Here is a 20,176-nt window from a genome sequence, read left to right on the forward strand (position 1 = left end):
CATATCAACGCACTGCTAGCCCTGATTATCGTGGTCATTATTGGCACCGCGCGGGGTATTGTGGGCGAAAGGTAACCACAAATTACAAAAAACCCCCGCACTGAAAAGTCCGGGGGTTTTTTTACAACTACAAGTTGTCATCTGTCTAACCCTCGGACAGTTTAACGGGAAGAATGGGAGTGCACATGAAGTGCAATAAATATGGCAATCGCTACGAGCCACAACGTAGCAAAGGAGGTTTACGATGACTGGTGCACAACTTGTCGTAGCCGCTTTAAGACAGCAAGGCATCGAAACCGTTTTTGGCTACCCCGGCGGGGCCATCATGCCAATCTATGATGCTTTGTATGACGGTGGGGTGGAACACATCCTATGCCGTCACGAGCAAGGGGCCGCTATGGCAGCTATCGGGATGGCTCGTTCCACTCAAGACGTTGCTGTGTGCATGGCAACTTCTGGCCCAGGAGCCACTAACCTTGTTACCGGCCTTGCCGACGCTTTCCTTGACTCCGTACCTCTAGTTGCCATCACAGGCCAGGTTGCTAGCTCTCATATCGGTACCGATGCATTCCAAGAAATGGATGTGATCGGAATGTCCCTAGCCTGTACTAAGCACAGCTATCTCGTGACCGAAATTGAAGATCTAGCTCCGACACTTGCCGAAGCCTTTGAGGTCGCAAAAACCGGTCGTCCGGGTCCTGTCATTGTCGATATCGCCAAAGACGTTCAACTCGCTCAAGCACCTACAGACCTTCTTCCTCCATACATAGCACCAGCAATCGAAGATGTCAGCGCTGAAGATATCAAACGTGCGCAAGATGTGCTGGCAGCATCTACTCGCCCAGTGTTGTATGTTGGTGGTGGCGTGCAACTTGCGAAAGCAACCGATGCAGTACGCGAATTTCTTCGCTTAAACCCAATGCCTGCAGTTAGCACATTAAAAGGCCTCGGTACCATTGAACGCCATGATCCTCACTATCTTGGTATGTTGGGTATGCATGGCACCAAAGCCGCCAACCTAGTGGTTCAAGAAGCCGATCTATTGATTGTGGTTGGCGCGCGTTTTGATGACCGTGTGACGGGTAAGCTCGATACGTTTGCACCAAATGCGAAAGTGATTCACATCGACATTGATGCTGCGGAGATTCATAAACTGCGCCACGCCAACGCACCATTACGTGGCGACATCAACACCATTCTTCCTCAGCTAGAGCTGACTCAAGATATCTCACCGTGGGTTCATCACAGTGAAAGTCTGCGCAGCGGCTTTAAGTGGCGTTACGACCACCCAGGCGAGTTAATCTACGCACCGCTATTGCTTAAACAACTGTCTGACATGATGCCAGATAGCTCAATTGTCTCGACCGACGTCGGTCAGCATCAGATGTGGGCAGCGCAACATATCCAGCCACGCGAACCACAAAATTTTATCACTTCTGCTGGCCTTGGCACCATGGGCTTTGGCTTGCCAGCAGCGATGGGCGCTGCAGTCGCACGTCCTGATGATCAGTCTATCCTTATTACAGGTGACGGTTCATTTATGATGAACGTTCAGGAATTGGGCACGCTGAAGCGTCGGCAGATTCCAGTGAAGATTGTCCTTCTTAATAACCAACGTCTTGGCATGGTTCGCCAATGGCAGTCATTGTTCTTTGACGGTCGCCACAGTGAAACCATTCTTGATGACAACCCAGATTTCGTGATGTTAGCAAAAGCGTTCGATATCCCGGGCAAAACCATCACCAAGAAAGAAGAAGTCGAACCTGCTCTCAAAGAGATGCTAGCGAGTGAAACTTCTTACATGCTTCACGTTTTGATTGATGAAGAAGAAAACGTGTGGCCATTGGTGCCACCTGGCGCATCAAACAGTGATATGTTGGAAAATACATAGGAGACAATCGCATGGACAGATATTTACTCGACATCAAAGCCGATGACAAACCGGTACTGTTGGAGCGCGTTCTACGTGTGATTCGTCACCGAGGCTTCGTGATCAAACAAGTCGCTGCTACGCAAAACCACGAAAGCAAAGTAGCCAGCGTCGAGATCATCGTCGACAGCGATCGACCAATCTCGTTTTTGATCAATCAAATAGAGAAGTTGTGGGACGTTCGTAAGGTTGAGGTGCTAAAAATCCGCAACGATGAACTGCCAAATCACAACTTACAACAACACGTAAGTGCATAAGGAAGGCAACAAATGGCAACGAAAACTGCAGATTTCATTTGGTTTAATGGTGAGATGGTTCCATGGGCAGAGGCGAACGTTCACGTTCTGACTCACGCAATGCACTATGGTACATCCGTGTTTGAAGGCGTGCGCTGTTACAACACACCAAAAGGCCCAATTGTCTTCCGTCACCGTGAGCATGCACAACGTCTAAAAGATTCTGCCAAGATTTACCGCTTTCCGATCCCTTTCTCTGTAGAAGAAATCATGGAAGCGACCCGCGAAACGCTGCGCCAAAACAAACTCGACAGCGCTTACATTCGTCCATTGGGTTTTGTCGGTAATGTTGGCTTAGGCGTATGTCCACCAGTTGGCACTGAGATGGATCTAATCATTGCAGCATTTCCTTGGGGCTCTTACTTAGGCGAAGAAGCGCTAGAAAAAGGTGTCGACGCGATGATTTCAAGCTGGAACCGCGCTGCGCCAAACACCATCCCAACTGCAGCTAAAGCAGGCGGTAACTACCTATCTTCGCTACTAGTCGGTGGTGAAGCTCGTCGTCACGGTTACGACGAAGGTATTGCGCTAAGCGTAGATGGTTACCTATCGGAAGGGGCTGGTGAAAACATCTTCGTTATCAAAGATGGCGTAATCACCACACCACCAGCAACTAGCGCGATTCTACCGGGCATCACTCGTGACTCGATCATGACAATTGCACGCGATAAAGGCTACAAAGTACGTGAGGCGAACATTGCTCGTGAAGCCCTTTACCTTGCCGATGAAGTCTTCATGACAGGTACTGCGGCTGAGATTGTACCAGTGGCAACCATCGACAAAATTGAAGTAGGCACAGGTAAACGCGGCCCAATCACTAAAGAACTACAAGCAGCCTACTTTGGCCTATTTGACGGCACCACGGAAGATAAGTGGGGCTGGTTAGACTATGTGTACCCAGAACAGAAGTAAGAAGGATTTAAGAAATGCCAAAATATAGATCAGCTACCACCACACATGGTCGTAACATGGCGGGGGCACGCGCGCTGTGGCGTGCAACGGGCGTGAAAGAAGAAGACTTCGGTAAACCAATCATCGCCGTTGTAAACTCGTTTACTCAATTTGTTCCGGGTCACGTACACCTGAAAGACATGGGTCAGCTTGTAGCACGCGAAATCGAAAAAGCTGGCGGTATTGCGAAAGAATTCAACACCATCGCGGTTGATGATGGTATCGCAATGGGTCACGGCGGCATGCTGTACTCACTGCCTTCACGCGAACTGATCGCAGACTCTGTGGAGTACATGGTCAACGCGCACTGTGCCGATGCCATGGTATGTATCTCTAACTGTGACAAAATCACTCCGGGAATGTTGATGGCATCTATGCGTCTCAACATCCCGGTTATCTTTGTTTCTGGTGGTCCAATGGAAGCGGGTAAAACCAAGCTTTCTGATCAGATCATCAAACTAGACCTTGTAGATGCGATGATCCAAGGCGCGGATCCAAAAGTGTCTGATGAGCAAAGCGAGCAGATCGAACGCAGCGCATGTCCAACGTGTGGATCGTGTTCAGGAATGTTCACTGCAAACTCAATGAACTGTCTAACGGAAGCACTGGGTCTTTCTCAACCAGGTAACGGTTCTATGCTGGCAACGCACGCTGACCGTGAACAACTGTTCCTTAATGCAGGTCGTCGCATCGTTGAACTGACTCGTCGTTACTACGAGCAAGATGACGAATCAGCACTGCCACGCAACATCGCTACGTTTGATGCGTTCGAAAATGCGATGGCACTGGATATTGCAATGGGTGGCTCAACCAACACCATTTTGCACCTACTTGCCGCGGCGCAAGAAGGTGAAGTGGATTTCGATATGGAAGATATCGATCGCCTATCACGCCAAGTACCACACCTATGTAAAGTGGCACCATCTACCCAGAAATATCACATGGAAGACGTGCACCGCGCTGGTGGTGTAATGGCTATCCTTGGTGAGCTTGACCGTGCAGGTCTTCTACACAATGATGCGCGCACCGTGCTTGGCCTTTCGATGAAAGAGCAGCTGGCGAAATACGACATCATCCAAACTGAAGACGAAGAAGTACTCAAGTTCTACCGCGCAGGTCCTGCAGGTATTCGTACTACACAAGCATTCTCACAAGATTGTCGCTGGGATCGACTTGATGATGATCGCGCTGAAGGTTGTATTCGTGCCAAAGACAATGCTTTCAGCCAAGAAGGTGGCCTAGCCGTTCTATCAGGCAATATCGCATTAGATGGTTGTATCGTTAAGACTGCTGGTGTGGATGAGAGCATTCATAAATTCACTGGCCCAGCCGTAGTATTTGAAAGCCAAGAAGACGCCGTAGAAGGCATCTTGGGTGGCAAAGTAAAAGCTGGCGACGTGGTAATTATCCGTTACGAAGGCCCTAAAGGTGGTCCGGGCATGCAAGAAATGCTTTACCCAACCACTTATCTAAAATCGATGGGCCTTGGCAAAGAGTGTGCACTTCTGACTGACGGCCGTTTCTCTGGCGGCACATCAGGTCTGTCAATCGGTCACGCCTCTCCTGAAGCAGCAAACGGCGGTGCAATTGGTCTGGTAAAAGAAGGCGATATGATCGCAATTGATATTCCAAACCGTTCAATTTCACTCCAAGTGTCTGAACAAGAACTTGCTGAGCGCCGTGCAAAACAAGACGAACTAGGCTGGAAACCAGTTGACCGCCAACGTGAAGTTTCATTTGCACTCAAAGCGTACGCGAGTATGGCAACCAGTGCTGACAAGGGTGCAGTACGAGACAAGTCGAAGCTAGAGGGCTAGCAATGATGGAAGCTCAACCCGAAAAACAAGTGAACCAAACTGGCGCAGATTATCTGCGCCAGATCTTGCGTGCTCCTGTGTATGAAGTCGCGACTGTCACACCTTTGCAAGAGATGCCTCGCCTTGCTGCTCGTATTGGCAACAATGTGCAAATCAAGCGTGAAGATCGCCAACCCGTACACTCGTTCAAATTGCGCGGTGCATACAACATGGTGGCGAGTTTATCTGAAGCACAAAAAGCCGCTGGTGTCATTGCAGCATCGGCAGGTAACCACGCACAAGGCATGGCGCTTTCTGGTACTAAGCTTGGCATTAAGACCACTATCGTGATGCCAAAAACCACACCAGACATCAAAGTCGATGCGGTACGCAGCTTTGGTGGCAATGTGGTGCTGCACGGCAGTAACTTTGATGAGGCCAAAGCCGAGGCAGAGCGTCTATCCGAGTTAAACGGGTACACCTTTGTCCCACCGTTCGATCATCCACTGGTGATTGCTGGTCAAGGCACCATCGGCATGGAAATGCTGCAACAAAATGGTCACCTTGACTACATCTTCGTTCCTGTCGGTGGTGGCGGTTTGGCTGCGGGTGTTGCAGTACTCGTGAAGCAGCTCATGCCAGAAATCAAAGTGATTGCGGTCGAGCCAGAAGATTCTTCATGCCTCAAAGCGGCATTGGATGCAGGTGAACCAGTAGTATTAGACCAGGTCAGCATGTTTGCCGATGGCGTTGCAGTAAAACGCATTGGTGAAGAGACGTTTCGTCTATGCCAAAAGTACATTGATGGCCATATTGCAGTCTCTAGCGATGAAATCTGCGCAGCAGTAAAAGACATCTTTGAAGACACCCGTGCGATTGCAGAGCCTTCTGGCGCGCTTGCTCTGGCGGGCTTGAAGAAGTTTGCTGAACAGAACAAGCTGAAAGACAAAAACCTAGGTACGGTATTGTCTGGCGCAAACACCAACTTCCACGGTCTGCGTTATGTTTCTGAACGCTGCGAGCTTGGTGAAAAACGTGAAGGTCTGCTTGCCGTCACCATCCCTGAGCGTCAAGGTGCTTTCTTTGAGTTCTGTAATCTCATTGGCGGCCGCGCCGTAACGGAGTTTAACTACCGCTACAACGATGACGCATTGGCAAATATCTTTGTCGGTGTGCGTTTGCAAGGCGGTCAGGAAGAGCTAGAACATATCATTCACGACTTACGTGATGGTGGCTACCCAGTGGTTGATTTGTCTGATGATGAAATGGCGAAGCTGCACGTGCGCTACATGATTGGTGGTAAGCCGTCTAAGCCGCTTAAAGAGCGCCTCTACAGCTTTGAATTCCCAGAATATCCGGGAGCGCTACTCAAGTTCTTAAGCACACTCGGTACTCATTGGAATATCAGCTTGTTCAACTACCGTAACCACGGCGCTGACTACGGACGTGTTTTATGTGGTTTCGAGTTAGATGAAAGCGATTTAGCTCAGTTTTCTGCACATTTACGTGAACTTGGCTATCAATGCAAAGACGAGACAGACAACCCATCGTATAAGTTTTTCTTGTCATAAAACGCCACATTTTAAACATATCAATGAAAACACCTCGCTAATGCGAGGTGTTTTTTATGACTGTAACCAATCTTTATGTAGCTGATTAGGCGACCCAAGATAGTCCACCATCCACTGGATCAATTTATGATTATCATCTTTGCGCCATACTAAGCAGCAGTGACTGAGCGGTTTATCATCCGGCATGACCTTCTCCACCAGCACACCATCATTGATTAAGGGTGTTGCAATATGACGTGGCATGTAACCCACGCCCACCCCATTTTTTAAACATTCAATCGCACTATACCAATTGGGCAATAATAATCGGCGCTGTTGCGGATAATGGCCAGTATGGCGTTTTGGCAGCACGTTCGAAGTATCATCAAGACAGATCGCCGGAAATTGACTCACAAACGCTTCAGTAAGCACTTGTTGTCGAACGCAAGGATGAGCGGGTGACATTACAAATGCCCAATCTAATACGCCCATATCTTTGACTTCAAAATCTCCCCCAACGGGAACCGCAGATGTCGCGCCAACGACAATGTCGGCTCGACCTTGTGCTATGGCTTCCCAAGAACCATTGAAGACCTCCATATTGATCTGCAATTCAGCAAATTCAAACTCGCGATAGAAATCTTCCACCAAAGGTTTGAGTTTTTCTAACTTCACCACGTTATCTAAGGTCAGCTTTAACGTGCTTTTCCATCCTTGAGCCGCTCGCCGCGTTTGTGCTTTCACCTCTTCCATTTGACGCAGCAAAGAGCGCGCCTCGGCCATAAAAAGTTCACCCGCTGGAGTTAGCTCGACTTTCCTTGGTAAACGTCGAAACAGCACCACATCTAAATCTTGCTCGACCTGCCTTACTCCATAGCTGATGGCTGAGGGGACTTTATGCAATACCTCAGCCGCAGCGGTGAAACTACCTAAACGGGCAACCGTATCCAGCATTTCCAAAGACGCTTTAGAGAACATGATTTAACCTTTCAAAAAATTTGATTGATAACCAACAATTTTAGCGTTTTATTTTCTCAAAATCGAAAAATAGAATAATAAGGTAAATAAATCAGGGTTGGCGCCAACTGATGTTGATTAAAAAATGATTAAATAATTTGACTGGTTGAATCATGAAAATCTCAAAACTACAGCTCATTTATCTGGCAGCATTATCGATGCTTGGCTTCGTTGCTACCGATATGTATCTGCCAGCATTCAAAGCGATGGAAATCGACTTTGCAACAGGCCCTGAGCAAATTGCGCTCTCTTTAACGGTATTCCTCGTTGGTATGGCGATTGGCCAGCTAATGTGGGGATTGGCATCCGATAAATTTGGCCATCGTAATACACTCGCAGCCGGGTTGGTGCTATTTACTATCGCGTCATTCGGTTTGGCTTTCTGTGATCAAGTATGGCAACTACTCACACTGCGCTTTATCCAAGCTATCGGTGTGTGTGCACCAGCCGTGATCTGGCAGGCTATGGTCATTAAACGCTACTCAAGCAGTAGCCAACAAATTTTTGCGACAATCATGCCACTCGTCGCGCTATCACCAGCACTAGCACCTCAATTAGGGGTTGTGTTGGCAGATAACTTCGGCTGGCACAGTATCTTTATTACGCTAACACTGGTTGGTGTCTTTTTGGTCTTTGCGACCATGGCACAAAAAGACGAGAAAGCAGAAATCAAACAAACCAGTATGTCTGCCGACATCAAAGCGCTGCTGAGTTCTAAAAAATACCTTGGCAACGTGTTTATGTTTGCGACGGCTTCAGCTGCATTCTTTGCTTACCTAACTGGGATGCCAGAAATCATGGCGCAACTGGGCTACGAAGCAAAAGATATTGGTTTGAGCTTTATCCCACAAACCATCGCGTTTATGGCTGGTGGCTACTTAGGTAAAGTAGGCGTTCGAAAATTTGGTGATGAAAAGGTTCTGCGCCAACTGATTGGCCTATTTAGTGTCGCGGCATTAATGATTTTCATTGCTTCACAGTGGGATCTGTCATCGATTTGGCCTATTCTTGCGCCATTCTGTTTGATTGCCGTTGCTAACGGCGCGCTGTACCCAATCGTGGTAAACCGTGCATTGGCCAGCGCACAACAGAGCCCTGCAACAGCAGCAGGTCTGCAAAACAGCCTGCAAATCTGTGTAAGTAGCTTCTCAAGTGCATTGGTAGCCGCAATGGCAAGCCAAGCTCAGATGGTTACTGGCATCGCAATCATCATCTGTATGGGTGGGCTGTGGATGGGATACATTCTGTCGAATCGCGAATTATCCAAGCACTTTACGACTCCTGACAACGCCCGAGTCGTGAGTGAAGACGAACTTTAATCGTTCAGATAATAAAAAGAGCCGCGCAATGCGGCTCTTTCTGTTTATAAGCTTTTCAACCCCCATTTCTTGGCAGTCTGCTTAAAAAAGCCTTGAGTCTTTTTCAACTCTACCCAGTGATTGATGTAATTAATCCATACTTGATCGTCTTGCGGCAACAACATAGCAATTGGGGTTGGTTTACGCGGTGCGGTCACTGGCACTATCGCCAATTGTTTAAACTTATCCACCAACGTCGCTGCTTCCACATTGGACGTCACCGATACATCGGCCCTGCGAGCTAGTAGTTCTTGGAAGTCGCGCGCTGGCGCTTCAATAACAATATGCTGAGCAGACGGGAAGAACTCTTTCACCATTTTTTCTTGTACCGTACCTAACGTCGCCGCGACTTTTACTTCTGGTTTATTAAAATCCGCCCAATCAGAGAATTTGGCGAGATCTTTCTTTTGCACCACAGGTACAAAGGCAAGGTAGAAATATGGCTGGCTATATCCAGCTACTTTCGCGCGAGACATGTTCAGAGATGCGCTGCCAGTAATATCGTATTTGTTGGCGGTAATGCCATTAACTAGCGTCTTCCAATCCGTGGGCACATACTCCACTTTTACACCGAGATCTTTAGCAAGTTCTGTTGTTACATCGATATCGAAGCCACGATAACTGTTTGTCGCGGGGTCTTTCATCGTCATCGGATTCCAATCTCCCGTCGTTCCAACTCGGAGTACGCCATTGTCTAAAATGGATTGAAGACGGCTTTCAGCGTGAGCGACTTGAGTCGCAGCAAGCAAACACATTCCTAGCACTAGTAAAATCTTTCTCATTTTTATTCCCTTAAAAATAATGACCTTATACGGTTTAATAATTAACCTTTATTAGAGCTCTACTGATAACATAGCAGCAACAAAGGAAGTTTTTTAGTTAATTCAGGGAGTAAATGTGACGTTTCGAACTCTATGGCTGTTTTCACTGCTATTACTCACTGGTTGTTCAGATTATCAATGGGGCTGGTATGTACTTGACCCTTCGACGGATCAAGGACTCACCAATCTAAAGTTTTTAATCGCTGGGTTTAATGACACCATTCAGGTATCACTCCTCAGTATGTTGTTTGCGATGAGCTTGGGTCTGATCGTTGCGTTACCCGCTCTGTCGGACTCAGCCTCTCTGAAGTGGATAAACCGTATTTATGTCGAGGTGATCCGTTCAGTGCCAGTTTTAGTCTTACTACTTTGGGTGTATTACGGCATGCCTACGCTATTGGATGTCTCACTCAATCACTTTTGGGCGGGTGTTATTGCACTGACTATCGCTGAGAGCGCGTTTATGGCGGAAGTATTTCGCGGTGGAATACAAGCTATCAGCCGTGGCCAGCATGAAGCGGCTGAATCTTTGGGCTTAAGCTATTGGCAAAAGATGCGCTTGGTAATTCTTCCCCAAGCGTTTCGGCAAATTCTCCCACCACTGGGCAATCAATTTGTCTACATCCTCAAGATGAGTTCTTTAGTCAGCGTGATTGGTTTAAGCGATCTCACTCGCCGTGCTAATGAGCTGGTGGTGAATGAGTACTTACCCTTAGAGATTTATACCTTCCTCGTTTTGGAGTACTTGTTACTCATCCTATTTGTATCTCAAGCCGTTCGTTGGCTCGAAAAACGTATTGCCATTCCTAGCTACTAGCGATGAAGCCTTAGCTAGAAACAACAAAGCCGCTCTTGTTGAGCGGCTTTGACAATATAGAGACAGAGTGTAGGTAATGCTTATTTCTGTTTTACAGGACGCTGCCAGCCAGTAATTTTGCGTTCTTTGACGCGAGTAATTACTAACTCACCTTCTTCAACATCTTTTGTTAGTGTCGTGCCAGCACCGATGGTTGCGCCATCAGCGATAGTGACAGGCGCCACCAGCTGGCTATCAGAACCAACAAAAACATCATTACCGATGATGGTTTTAAACTTGTTCGCACCATCGTAGTTACAAGTGATAGTACCTGCGCCGATGTTAGTACGTTGACCGATCTCTGCATCACCTAAGTAAGTTAGGTGGTTCGCTTTTGAACCTTCTCCGATGCGCGCATTTTTCACTTCAACGAAGTTACCCACATGGGAATCGTTACGCATTTCAGCACCAGGACGAAGGCGAGTAAATGGACCAACCGTACATTCTTCACCAACCGTTGCACCTTCAATCACACTGTAAGGGCGAACGATGGTGTTGTCGTCGATTTCACAATCTTTCAGTACACAACCCGCACCGATAACCACGTTATCACCCAGTGAAACATTACCTTCGATGATAACATTCACGTCGATTTCACAGTCCATACCGCACTGTAACTCACCACGCAAATCAAAGCGTGCTGGATCGCGTAGCATGACACCTTGCTCTAGTAGCTTCTGAGCTTGCATTGACTGGAAAGCACGCTCTAGACGAGCAAGCTGTGCGCGGTCATTGACCCCTTCCACTTCAATGGCATTGACTGGGTGTACAGCCTCAACGGCACGACCTTCATCGTGTGCAGCTGCAATAACGTCAGTTAGGTAGTATTCGCCTTGTGCGTTGTTGTTGTTTAAGCCAGACAACCAACGCTTAAGATCCCCACCAGTCGCAACCATCACGCCAGTATTGATCTCTTTAATTTGTTTTTGTTCTTCTGTTGCATCTTTTTGCTCAACGATCGCCACAACAGGACCATTCTTACGGATAATACGACCGTAGCCTGTCGGGTTATCTAGAATCACTGTTAGTAGTGCAATACCGCCTGTTGGCTGTGCATCTAATAGGTTTTCAATCGTTTCAGCTGAAATCAGTGGAACATCACCGTAAAGCACCAGTACTTTTTCATCGTCTTCAAACTTCGGAGACGCTTGATCAACCGCATGACCTGTACCTAGTTGCTCCGCTTGCAGTACCCAGTTTACAGGCTCTTCTGCTAGCGTTTGCTGCATTTGATCACCACCGTGACCATATACTAAGTGGATGTTTTGTGCGCCAAGACCTGTACATGTATCGATAACATGTTTTGCCATTGGCTTGCCTGCCAAAGTGTGTAGCACTTTAGGCATGTTTGAATACATACGGGTACCTTTACCCGCAGCAAGGATCACAGCACTGAATTTCATTAATAACCTATTGACGTTCTATTTTAATTGGGCGTTATTTTAAACACCTTGGAAGGATTAGTTAATGGTGGGATGTAAATTTCCAACTAAAATTAATCAAAAAGGCGACCAATTGGCCGCCTTTTTTCATGCAACGTTGCTAATTGAGCTTAGCGACGCTTTTTTGTCAGCTCGATAACTCGTAGCTGAGCAATGGCTTTAGCCAGTTCACTGGCCGCTTGTGCGAAGTCCATGTCACCATGCTGATTCTGGATTTGCTCCTCAGCGCGGCGTTTGGCTTCTTCTGCCTTCGCTGCGTCTAGCTCTTCACCACGGATAGCTGTATCAGCTAGTACAGTCGCTGTACCAGGCTGAATCTCTACCATACCACCAGAAACATAAATAATTTCTTCGTGGCCGTGCTGTTTCACAATACGCACCATACCAGGCTTGATAGCGGTCAGCAGCGGTGTGTGACCATGGAAAATACCAAGTTCACCTTCGCTACCGGTCACCTGAAACGTTTCAACACGACCAGAGAAGATTTTCTTCTCAGCGCTTACTACGTCTAGGTGAAAGGTTATTGCTGCCATATCGCCTCCTAGTTAGCCTTATAGCTTCTTCGCATTCTCAATAGCATCGTCGATGCTACCGCAGTACATAAATGCCTGCTCAGGAATGTCGTCGTATTCACCAGCTAGTAGGCCTTTAAAGCCACGTAGAGTCTCTTTTAGAGGTACGTAAATACCAGGGTCACCTGTAAATACTTCTGCTACGTGGTAAGGCTGAGTTAGGAAACGCTCAATCTTACGTGCACGAGATACAACTTGCTTATCTTCTTCAGATAGCTCGTCCATACCTAGGATAGCAATGATATCTTTCAGCTCTTTGTAGCGCTGAAGAGTCTGCTGAACACCACGAGCAACTTCGTAGTGATCTTGACCAACGACTAGTGGATCAAGCATACGAGATGTTGAATCTAGCGGGTCGATCGCAGGGTATAGACCCATTGCAGCGATGTTACGGTTAAGTACAACCGTTGCATCCAAGTGCGCGAACGTTGTTGCTGGAGACGGGTCAGTCAAGTCATCCGCAGGTACGTATACCGCCTGTACAGACGTGATAGAACCTGATTTCGTTGACGTGATACGCTCCTGAAGTACACCCATCTCTTCTGCAAGAGTTGGCTGGTAACCTACCGCAGAAGGCATACGACCTAGTAGTGCTGATACCTCTGTACCTGCAAGTGTGTAACGGTAGATGTTATCAATGAACAGTAGTACGTCACGACCTTCGTCACGGAAACGCTCTGCCATTGTTAGACCAGTCAGTGCAACACGTAGACGGTTACCTGGTGGCTCGTTCATCTGACCGTAAACCATCGCTACTTTTGATTCTTCAGGCTTCTCAACGTTTACAACGCCCGCTTCCTGCATCTCGTAGTAGAAATCGTTACCTTCACGAGTACGCTCACCAACACCAGCAAATACTGATAGACCTGAGTGCTGTAGTGCGATGTTGTTGATAAGTTCCATCATGTTAACGGTCTTACCTACACCTGCACCACCGAATAGACCGATTTTACCACCCTTAGCGAATGGACAAATTAGGTCGATTACTTTAACGCCCGTTTCTAGAAGTGCAATTTCGTTTGATTGCTCTTCGTAGCTTGGTGCACTACGGTGGATAGAGTAAACCTCTTCCGCACCCACTTCACCACGCTCGTCAATCGCGTCACCTAGGACGTTCATGATACGACCTAGAGTTTTAGTACCTACTGGTACTGAAATTGGAGCGCCAGTGTTAACCACTTCTACTCCACGACGTAAACCATCAGAGCTACCCATTACGATACAACGAACTACGCCACCGCCTAGCTGTTGTTGAACTTCAAGAACTAGACGCTCTTTTGAGTCCGTTACGTTTAGAGCGTCATATACACTAGGTACATCGCTCTGTGGGAACTCTACGTCGACTACCGCACCGATGATCTGTACGATCTTACCTGTAGCCATCGTTAATCCTCTAAACTATTTCGTTTTACCTAAGCTTAAACCGCAGCTGCACCACCAACGATTTCTGATAGTTCTTGTGTAATCGCAGCCTGACGGGCTTTGTTGTACACAAGTTCCAAATCGTCAATCAAACTGGTTGCGTTATCCGTTGCAGCCTTCATCGCAATCATTCGAGCCGCTTGCTCACAAGCAAGGTTCTCAACCACACCTTGGTATACCTGAGACTCTACGTAACGCACTAATAGCGTATCCAGTAGAGGTTTTGGTTCAGGCTCATAGATGTAGTCCCATGAATGCTCACGCTGCATCTCTTCGCTGTCCGATTTAGGCAAAGGTAGCAATTGATCGATCGTTGGTTGCTGAACCATAGTATTTACAAACTTGTTGAATACTACATATAGACGGTCCAGTTCACCTTCATCGTATTTCTTCAGCATTACGCCAACAGAGCCGATAAGGTCTTGTAGGCTTGGATTATCTCCAAGACCAGAAACCTGTGCCGCAACTTTTGCGCCACCATGTTTAAAGAAAGCTGTTGCTTTTGAGCCAACAACGGCTAGCTCAATCTCAGCACCTTTCTCTCTCCATGCTTGCATGTCTGTAACGGCTTTTTTGAACACGTTAATGTTCAAACCACCACACAGACCACGGTCTGTCGAAACGATGATGTAACCAACACGTTTAGCTTCACGCTCTTCTAGGTACGGATGACGGTACTCTAGGTTTGCGTTAGCCACATGACCGATCACTTTACGCATTGTTTCAGCGTATGGACGAGAAGCTTCCATTGCATCTTGAGAACGACGCATTTTTGAAGCTGCTACCATTTCCATCGCTTTCGTAATTTTCTGAGTGCTTTTAACACTACCGATTTTATTACGTATCTCTTTTGCGCCGGCCATCGTTACTCTCCGTTAGTTGGTGGCAGAAACTGCCACCGACCTAATTACCAAGTTTGGGTTGCTTTGAAGTCGTCAGTCAGTTTCTTCAACTGAGCTTCGATTTCATCGTTGTAAGCGCCAGACTTGTCGATCTCAGCTGCTAGTTCAGCGTATTGACCGCGAGCGTACGATAGTAGAGCCGCCTCGAAATCTAGAACTTTGTTAAGTTCTACATCATCAAGGTAACCGCGCTCTGCCGCGAAGATAGTTAGAGCTTGGTCAAATACAGACATTGGAGCGTACTGCTTCTGCTTCATTAGTTCTGTAACTTTTTGACCATGGTCTAGCTGTTTCTTCGTTGCGTCATCAAGGTCAGAAGAGAACTGAGCAAATGCCGCTAGTTCACGGTATGCAGCTAGTGCTGTACGGATACCACCTGATAGTTTCTTGATGATTTTCGTCTGAGCTGAACCACCTACACGAGATACTGAGATACCTGGGTCAACAGCAGGACGAACACCAGCGTTGAATAGCTCAGTTTGTAGGAAGATCTGACCATCGGTAATCGAGATTACGTTAGTCGGTACGAATGCTGAAACGTCACCTGCTTGAGTTTCGATGATAGGAAGAGCAGTCAAAGAACCAGTCTTACCTTTCACTTCACCGTTAGTGAAACGCTCTACGTACTCTTCGTTTACACGAGCTGCACGCTCTAGTAGACGCGAGTGTAAGTAGAATACGTCACCTGGGAATGCCTCACGGCCTGGTGGACGTTTAAGTAGTAGAGAGATCTGACGGTAAGCTACCGCTTGCTTAGATAGATCATCGTAAACAATCAGTGCGTCTTCACCGCGATCGCGGAAGTATTCACCCATCGCACAACCTGCGTAAGGCGCTAGGTATTGAAGCGCTGCAGATTCAGAAGCTGATGCAACTACAACGATAGTATTTTGTAGTGCGCCGTGCTCTTCTAGTTTGCGAACAACGTTAGCGATAGTCGATGCTTTCTGACCGATTGCTACGTAGATAGAGAAAATACCAGAGTCTTTCTGGTTGATGATCGCGTCGATCGCCAGTGCTGTTTTACCAATCTGACGGTCACCGATGATAAGCTCACGCTGACCACGACCGATTGGGATCATTGAGTCAACTGACTTATAACCAGTTTGCACAGGTTGGTCTACCGATTTACGGTCGATTACACCTGGTGCGATCACTTCTACAGGCGAAGTCATTTTCGCTTCGATTGGACCTTTACCATCGATAGGCTCACCCAGCGTGTTTACTACGCGGCCTAGTAGTTCTGGACCAACTGGCACTTCAAGAATGCGGCCAGTACCTGTAACTTTCATGCCTTCCTTAAGGTCAGCATATGGGCCCATTACAACCGCACCAACCGAGTCACGCTCAAGGTTAAGTGCCAGTGCATAACGGCCACCCGGTAATTCAATCATTTCACCTTGCATCACGTCCGCTAGGCCGTGGATGCGGATGATACCATCGCTTACCGATACGATAGTACCCTCGTTGCGAGCTTCACTAACAACTTCGAAAGATTCGATACGTTGTTTGATCAGATCGCTAATTTCCGTGGAATTAAGTTGCATGCTCCAATCCCCATTAAGACTGCAATGCATCGCTCAGGCGGTTCAAACGACCACGCGCTGAGTCATCGATGACTAGGTCTCCGGCTCGAATAATAACCCCACCAAGTAGGGTCTCATCTACACTGCAATTCAGCTTCACTTTGCGTTCAAGACGCTTTTCAAGTTTGCTGCCAATGTTTGCAAGTTGTTCATCAGAAAGCTCTGTTGCTGAAATTACTTCAACATCAATTTCTTTCTCATGTTCTTTTTTCAGAGTTAAAAACTCCGTGCAAACATCAGGAAGGGCCGCTAAACGACCATTCTCAGCCATTACCTTCAAAAGGTTTTGACCGTGCGCATCAACTTGTTCGCCGCAAACTGCAACAAAAATTTCTGCCATTTTGTCAGCAGAAACCGAACCCGTTAGTAGTTCGTTCATTTGTTCGTTTTTGGCCACTTCAGCAGCAAAAGATAACATTTGGCCCCATTGGTCCAACTGGTCTTTCTCTAAAGCAAAGTCGAAGGCTGCTTTAGCATAGGGGCGTGCGATAGTAGTCAAATCAGACATATGCGCCCCCAGACTTAAAGTTTTGCAGTAATGTTGTCGAGAATATCTTTTTGCGCATCTTTATCGATAGAACGCTCAAGGATTTTCTCAGCACCAGCTACAGCCAGAGTAGCAACTTGTTTGCGCAGCTCATCGCGTGCACGATTGCGTTCAGCTTCAAGTTCTGCTTCTGCTTGCGCTAGGATTTTCTGGCGTTCTGCCTGAGCTTCCTCGCGAGCTTCATCAAGAATTTGAGACTTACGTTTGTTCGCTTGTTCGATGATCTCAGTTGCTGTGCGCTTCGCTTCTTTCAATTGATCAGAAGCGTTGGCTTGTGCTAGATCCAAGTCTTTCGCAGCACGTTCTGCTGCTTGAAGACCATCAGCAATTTTCTTCTGACGCTCTTCGATCGCTTGCATCAATGGTGGCCATACATACTTCATGCAGAACCACACAAATAGTGCGAACGAGATTGCTTGACCTAGCAGAGTTGCGTTTATGTTCACAACAGCTACCCCTCTATTTGGACTTAGTGTTAATCAGTGACAAGCGATAATCGCCCGTCCCGAGTTAAAGGTGATTAACCTAGTTGACCAACGAATGGGTTTGCGAAAGTGAATAGTAGCGCGATTACGATACCGATCATTGGAACCGCATCAAGTAGACCCGCGATGATGAACATCTTAACTTGTAGCATAGGAGCCATTTCTGGTTGACGTGCAGCACCTTCTAGGAATTTACCACCTAGCAGTGCGAAACCAATCGCTGTACCAAGAGAAGCAAGACCGACGATAATACCTACGGCGATTGCAGAAAAGCTCAGTAAAGTTTCCATTACTATCTCCAATTTATAGTTGTTGGCTTAGTGCCCAAATAAAAAGCTTTAAAAAAATTAATGATCAGGATCTTCGTGTGCCATTGACAGGTAAACAATTGTCAACATCATGAATACGAAGGCTTGAATCGTAATAACCAAGATATGGAAGATTGCCCACGGTAGTGAACCCATCCATTGTAAGTACCATGGTAGCATTGCCGCACAAAGAATGAATACAACCTCACCCGCGAACATGTTACCGAATAGACGCATACCAAGTGATAGAGGTTTCGCTAATAGCGATACCACTTCAATTAGTAGGTTAAACGGAATCATCAGTGGGTGATTGAATGGATGTAGTGCAAGTTCTTTTGCGAATCCACCTAGACCTTTTACTTTGATGCTGTAGTAAATCATCAATGCAAAAACGCCTAGAGCCATAGCCATGGTGATATTCACATCAGCAGACGGTACAACCTTAAGGTAAGGAATACCTAGCCAATGCTCTGCTGGGTATGGTAAGAAGTCGATAGGAACTAAGTCCATCACGTTCATCAAAAATACCCAACAAAAGATAGTCAGTGCTAAAGGCGCGATCAGTGGGTTGCGTCCATGGAACGTGTCTTTGACGTTATCGGCGACAAATTCAACGATCATTTCTACAGCACACTGAAGCTTACCCGGTACACCCGCTGTTGTTCTCTTTGCTACTTTGTAAAAAATTCCGAGGAAGATTAAACCAGTAAACCAAGAAAAAAACAGGCTATCGATATGTACGTTCCAGAAACTTGTCTCCGACCCTACTAAACCCAACTTGTATAGCGATAGGTTAGAAAGGTGGTGGGCAATGTAACCGGACGATGTTAGCGCTTCACCTGGCGCAGCCATAACTCATCCTATTTTTTGTTGTTAATGAATAGCACTGGTGCACAGATATTAATACCTAGTACCAGCAAATAGGTTAGTTTGAGGGGAACAAGTTCCACCTGCATATACATGTAGGCAACATAGAACAGTGCAACCGTGATGAGAATTTTCAGTACTTCACCCGTATAGAAGGAAGCAGCGATGCGCTTGGCAGCGCGAGCTCCACTAAACATGAAAGCACACAGCGCGAATACTGCATTGGCAACAACAAAAATGCCTCCGCCAATCAGCGCTGAAAATCCCCAGTCAGGATTTATGGCTACCGCCATTCCTGCTGCCACAAAAATAACCGCGCCAGACTGGATCATTAACAATTGCCTTGCGAGCTCTCGTCCTGGTCTAGCTAACGCAGCTACCATGTATTCGTACCTCTAGTAATATCCACTTCGCACTTAACTCTCTGTGCTGGGAAATTGGCGAAAATTATACGTTCAGTTCAACGTAAAGCAATTCGATTGCATCAAAAACTTACAGTTTTGTTTACAAAACGACAACTTTCGCACAAAATTCGATTAATTAGATTAATTGACCTAAATCAATTATCTCATCTAGGCCTCAAGCTTGGCAATTAGTTGGTCCAATTTGTGAGGCTCATCAAGACTTATCGTCAATTTCGCTTTTCCGTTTGCAGAACGGGTAAGAGAAACTTTTGCATCAAGCAGCTGACTCAATTTATGCGACATTTGCTCGGCTTCGGTATCCTCTTGTTGCCCTTTTTGCTCATTTTGTGGAGCTAAGCACTTTTTTACTAACTGTTCGGTTTGGCGAACAGTCATTTGCTTCTTAGCCACTTGTTGAGCTACTTCGACTTGCTGTTCGCCTTCTAACGCTAACAGAGCTCGAGCATGACCCATTTCCAATTTTTTATCTGCAACCAGACCTTTTACATCAACTTCCAACTGATTCAGACGTAATAGGTTGCTCACCGTCGTTCTTGATTTACCAATCACATCGGCCAATTGCTGATGTGTCAGCGTGAATTCATCTTGTAGACGCTCAAGCGCTTGGGCTTCCTCAATCACATTCAAGTCTTCACGTTGAATGTTTTCAATCAACGCCATGGCGATGGCGGCACGATCTTCAACTTTTTTCACCAAACACGGCACGCGTTTTAAACCCGCCTGCCTTGCAGCACGCCAGCGGCGTTCACCTGCGATGATCTCAAACTGACCATTTTCGACCTGGCGAACCACGATTGGTTGAATAATGCCTTGTGATTGAATCGAAGCCGCTAGTTCTTCTAGCGCTTCAGGCGCCATATCTTTACGCGGTTGGTATACGCCCGGCTGCAATTGACCAATCGCTAAATCGGTTAACTCACCGTCTGCCGATAATTCTTGGCTATGCGATGCAATATGCTGTTTTTCACGAGCAAACGAACTGGTCGACAATAACGCATCCAGTCCTTTTCCGAGACCACGCTTAGACATGGGATTGAATTCCTTA

At 46.9% G+C, this 20,176-nt stretch carries 20 protein-coding genes; 7 read left to right on the forward strand and 13 right to left on the reverse strand.

Annotated features, from left to right (window positions below; genetic code table 11):
• The first annotated feature begins 244 nt into the window (after positions 1-244).
• Genes ilvG through ilvA form a run of 5 tightly spaced genes read left to right on the forward strand, consistent with a single transcriptional unit; the run spans position 245 to position 6,544 of the window.
• On the forward strand, positions 245-1,891 hold the full coding sequence (ilvG, locus tag R7Q11_RS21255) for an acetolactate synthase 2 catalytic subunit (protein WP_005378960.1): 1,647 nt from the start codon (positions 245-247) through the stop codon (positions 1,889-1,891).
• An 11-nt stretch (positions 1,892-1,902) separates the two neighbouring features.
• On the forward strand, positions 1,903-2,187 hold the full coding sequence (ilvM, locus tag R7Q11_RS21260; protein ID WP_005378958.1) for an acetolactate synthase 2 small subunit: 285 nt from the start codon (positions 1,903-1,905) through the stop codon (positions 2,185-2,187).
• A 12-nt stretch (positions 2,188-2,199) separates the two neighbouring features.
• On the forward strand, positions 2,200-3,138 hold the full coding sequence (gene ilvE / locus R7Q11_RS21265; protein WP_025768922.1) for a branched-chain-amino-acid transaminase: 939 nt from the start codon (positions 2,200-2,202) through the stop codon (positions 3,136-3,138).
• A 14-nt stretch (positions 3,139-3,152) separates the two neighbouring features.
• Complete coding sequence (gene ilvD / locus R7Q11_RS21270; RefSeq protein ID WP_053308105.1) at positions 3,153-4,994, forward strand: dihydroxy-acid dehydratase; 1,842 nt, start codon at positions 3,153-3,155, stop codon at positions 4,992-4,994.
• 2 nt (positions 4,995-4,996) lie between these two features.
• Positions 4,997-6,544, forward strand: a complete 1,548-nt coding sequence (ilvA, locus tag R7Q11_RS21275) for a threonine ammonia-lyase, biosynthetic (protein ID WP_171346193.1) — start codon at positions 4,997-4,999, stop codon at positions 6,542-6,544.
• A gap of 54 nt (positions 6,545-6,598) precedes the next feature.
• On the opposite strand, the gene punR is transcribed toward ilvA, so the two are convergent.
• A complete protein-coding gene (gene punR / locus R7Q11_RS21280; RefSeq protein WP_005378948.1) occupies positions 6,599-7,501 on the reverse strand; it encodes a DNA-binding transcriptional activator PunR in 903 nt (300 codons plus the stop codon).
• Positions 7,502-7,653: 152 nt separating this feature from the next.
• On the opposite strand from punR, the gene punC reads away from it, so the two are divergent.
• A complete protein-coding gene (punC, locus tag R7Q11_RS21285) occupies positions 7,654-8,859 on the forward strand; it encodes a purine nucleoside transporter PunC (RefSeq protein ID WP_054579443.1) in 1,206 nt (401 codons plus the stop codon).
• Between the two features lie 44 nt (positions 8,860-8,903).
• On the opposite strand, the gene R7Q11_RS21290 is transcribed toward punC, so the two are convergent.
• Positions 8,904-9,680, reverse strand: coding sequence for a transporter substrate-binding domain-containing protein (locus R7Q11_RS21290; protein WP_005378944.1), 777 nt, complete (start codon positions 9,678-9,680; stop codon positions 8,904-8,906).
• A gap of 115 nt (positions 9,681-9,795) precedes the next feature.
• On the opposite strand from R7Q11_RS21290, the gene R7Q11_RS21295 reads away from it, so the two are divergent.
• Entirely contained in the window at positions 9,796-10,536 is a 741-nt protein-coding gene (locus R7Q11_RS21295) for an amino acid ABC transporter permease (protein WP_005383852.1), read from the forward strand.
• A gap of 80 nt (positions 10,537-10,616) precedes the next feature.
• Here the strand turns inward: R7Q11_RS21295 and glmU are convergent, their stop codons facing one another.
• The 11 genes from glmU to R7Q11_RS21350 form a co-directional block, all read right to left on the reverse strand.
• Positions 10,617-11,978: a bifunctional UDP-N-acetylglucosamine diphosphorylase/glucosamine-1-phosphate N-acetyltransferase GlmU gene (glmU, locus tag R7Q11_RS21300; protein ID WP_005378938.1), complete on the reverse strand. Its 1,362-nt coding sequence runs from the start codon at positions 11,976-11,978 to the stop codon at positions 10,617-10,619.
• A 149-nt stretch (positions 11,979-12,127) separates the two neighbouring features.
• Complete coding sequence (locus tag R7Q11_RS21305) at positions 12,128-12,550, reverse strand: F0F1 ATP synthase subunit epsilon (protein ID WP_005378937.1); 423 nt, start codon at positions 12,548-12,550, stop codon at positions 12,128-12,130.
• Between the two features lie 18 nt (positions 12,551-12,568).
• Positions 12,569-13,972 (reverse strand): F0F1 ATP synthase subunit beta, encoded by a 1,404-nt coding sequence (gene atpD, locus R7Q11_RS21310; RefSeq protein WP_005378933.1) that lies wholly within the window; start codon positions 13,970-13,972, stop codon positions 12,569-12,571.
• A gap of 35 nt (positions 13,973-14,007) precedes the next feature.
• Positions 14,008-14,874, reverse strand: a complete 867-nt coding sequence (atpG, locus tag R7Q11_RS21315) for a F0F1 ATP synthase subunit gamma (protein ID WP_005378932.1) — start codon at positions 14,872-14,874, stop codon at positions 14,008-14,010.
• Between the two features lie 44 nt (positions 14,875-14,918).
• Positions 14,919-16,460: a F0F1 ATP synthase subunit alpha gene (atpA, locus tag R7Q11_RS21320; RefSeq protein ID WP_005378931.1), complete on the reverse strand. Its 1,542-nt coding sequence runs from the start codon at positions 16,458-16,460 to the stop codon at positions 14,919-14,921.
• Positions 16,461-16,473: 13 nt separating this feature from the next.
• Positions 16,474-17,007: a F0F1 ATP synthase subunit delta gene (gene atpH / locus R7Q11_RS21325; protein WP_225466707.1), complete on the reverse strand. Its 534-nt coding sequence runs from the start codon at positions 17,005-17,007 to the stop codon at positions 16,474-16,476.
• Positions 17,008-17,021: 14 nt separating this feature from the next.
• A complete protein-coding gene (gene atpF / locus R7Q11_RS21330) occupies positions 17,022-17,492 on the reverse strand; it encodes a F0F1 ATP synthase subunit B (RefSeq protein WP_005378929.1) in 471 nt (156 codons plus the stop codon).
• 74 nt (positions 17,493-17,566) lie between these two features.
• Positions 17,567-17,821 carry a F0F1 ATP synthase subunit C gene (gene atpE, locus R7Q11_RS21335; RefSeq protein ID WP_002540812.1) on the reverse strand — a complete coding sequence of 85 codons (255 nt, stop codon included), beginning with the start codon at positions 17,819-17,821 and terminating at the stop codon, positions 17,567-17,569.
• Positions 17,822-17,878: 57 nt separating this feature from the next.
• Complete coding sequence (gene atpB / locus R7Q11_RS21340; RefSeq protein WP_005378922.1) at positions 17,879-18,691, reverse strand: F0F1 ATP synthase subunit A; 813 nt, start codon at positions 18,689-18,691, stop codon at positions 17,879-17,881.
• A gap of 8 nt (positions 18,692-18,699) precedes the next feature.
• Positions 18,700-19,089, reverse strand: coding sequence for a F0F1 ATP synthase subunit I (locus tag R7Q11_RS21345; protein ID WP_005378921.1), 390 nt, complete (start codon positions 19,087-19,089; stop codon positions 18,700-18,702).
• A gap of 189 nt (positions 19,090-19,278) precedes the next feature.
• Positions 19,279-20,160: a ParB/RepB/Spo0J family partition protein gene (locus R7Q11_RS21350; RefSeq protein WP_225466708.1), complete on the reverse strand. Its 882-nt coding sequence runs from the start codon at positions 20,158-20,160 to the stop codon at positions 19,279-19,281.
• Positions 20,161-20,176 lie beyond the last annotated feature (16 nt).

It is taken from the genome of Vibrio sp. 970, from assembly GCF_033339075.1.

What these genes read in the sequence shown, in the direction of transcription:
- punR (WP_005378948.1), bottom strand. Translation starts at nt 7,501, where the DNA reads ATGTTCTCTAAAGCGTCTTTGGAAATGCTGGATACGGTTGCCCGTTTA.
- atpH (WP_225466707.1), bottom strand. Translation starts at nt 17,007, where the DNA reads ATGTCTGATTTGACTACTATCGCACGCCCCTATGCTAAAGCAGCCTTC.
- ilvD (WP_053308105.1), top strand. Translation starts at nt 3,153, where the DNA reads ATGCCAAAATATAGATCAGCTACCACCACACATGGTCGTAACATGGCG.
- ilvE (WP_025768922.1), top strand. Translation starts at nt 2,200, where the DNA reads ATGGCAACGAAAACTGCAGATTTCATTTGGTTTAATGGTGAGATGGTT.
- R7Q11_RS21305 (WP_005378937.1), bottom strand. Translation starts at nt 12,550, where the DNA reads ATGGCAGCAATAACCTTTCACCTAGACGTAGTAAGCGCTGAGAAGAAA.
- R7Q11_RS21290 (WP_005378944.1), bottom strand. Translation starts at nt 9,680, where the DNA reads ATGAGAAAGATTTTACTAGTGCTAGGAATGTGTTTGCTTGCTGCGACT.
- glmU (WP_005378938.1), bottom strand. Translation starts at nt 11,978, where the DNA reads ATGAAATTCAGTGCTGTGATCCTTGCTGCGGGTAAAGGTACCCGTATG.
- atpE (WP_002540812.1), bottom strand. Translation starts at nt 17,821, where the DNA reads ATGGAAACTTTACTGAGCTTTTCTGCAATCGCCGTAGGTATTATCGTC.
- ilvG (WP_005378960.1), top strand. Translation starts at nt 245, where the DNA reads ATGACTGGTGCACAACTTGTCGTAGCCGCTTTAAGACAGCAAGGCATC.
- ilvM (WP_005378958.1), top strand. Translation starts at nt 1,903, where the DNA reads ATGGACAGATATTTACTCGACATCAAAGCCGATGACAAACCGGTACTG.
- atpB (WP_005378922.1), bottom strand. Translation starts at nt 18,691, where the DNA reads ATGGCTGCGCCAGGTGAAGCGCTAACATCGTCCGGTTACATTGCCCAC.
- ilvA (WP_171346193.1), top strand. Translation starts at nt 4,997, where the DNA reads ATGATGGAAGCTCAACCCGAAAAACAAGTGAACCAAACTGGCGCAGAT.
- punC (WP_054579443.1), top strand. Translation starts at nt 7,654, where the DNA reads ATGAAAATCTCAAAACTACAGCTCATTTATCTGGCAGCATTATCGATG.
- atpD (WP_005378933.1), bottom strand. Translation starts at nt 13,972, where the DNA reads ATGGCTACAGGTAAGATCGTACAGATCATCGGTGCGGTAGTCGACGTA.
- atpA (WP_005378931.1), bottom strand. Translation starts at nt 16,460, where the DNA reads ATGCAACTTAATTCCACGGAAATTAGCGATCTGATCAAACAACGTATC.
- atpG (WP_005378932.1), bottom strand. Translation starts at nt 14,874, where the DNA reads ATGGCCGGCGCAAAAGAGATACGTAATAAAATCGGTAGTGTTAAAAGC.
- R7Q11_RS21345 (WP_005378921.1), bottom strand. Translation starts at nt 19,089, where the DNA reads ATGGTAGCTGCGTTAGCTAGACCAGGACGAGAGCTCGCAAGGCAATTG.
- R7Q11_RS21350 (WP_225466708.1), bottom strand. Translation starts at nt 20,160, where the DNA reads ATGTCTAAGCGTGGTCTCGGAAAAGGACTGGATGCGTTATTGTCGACC.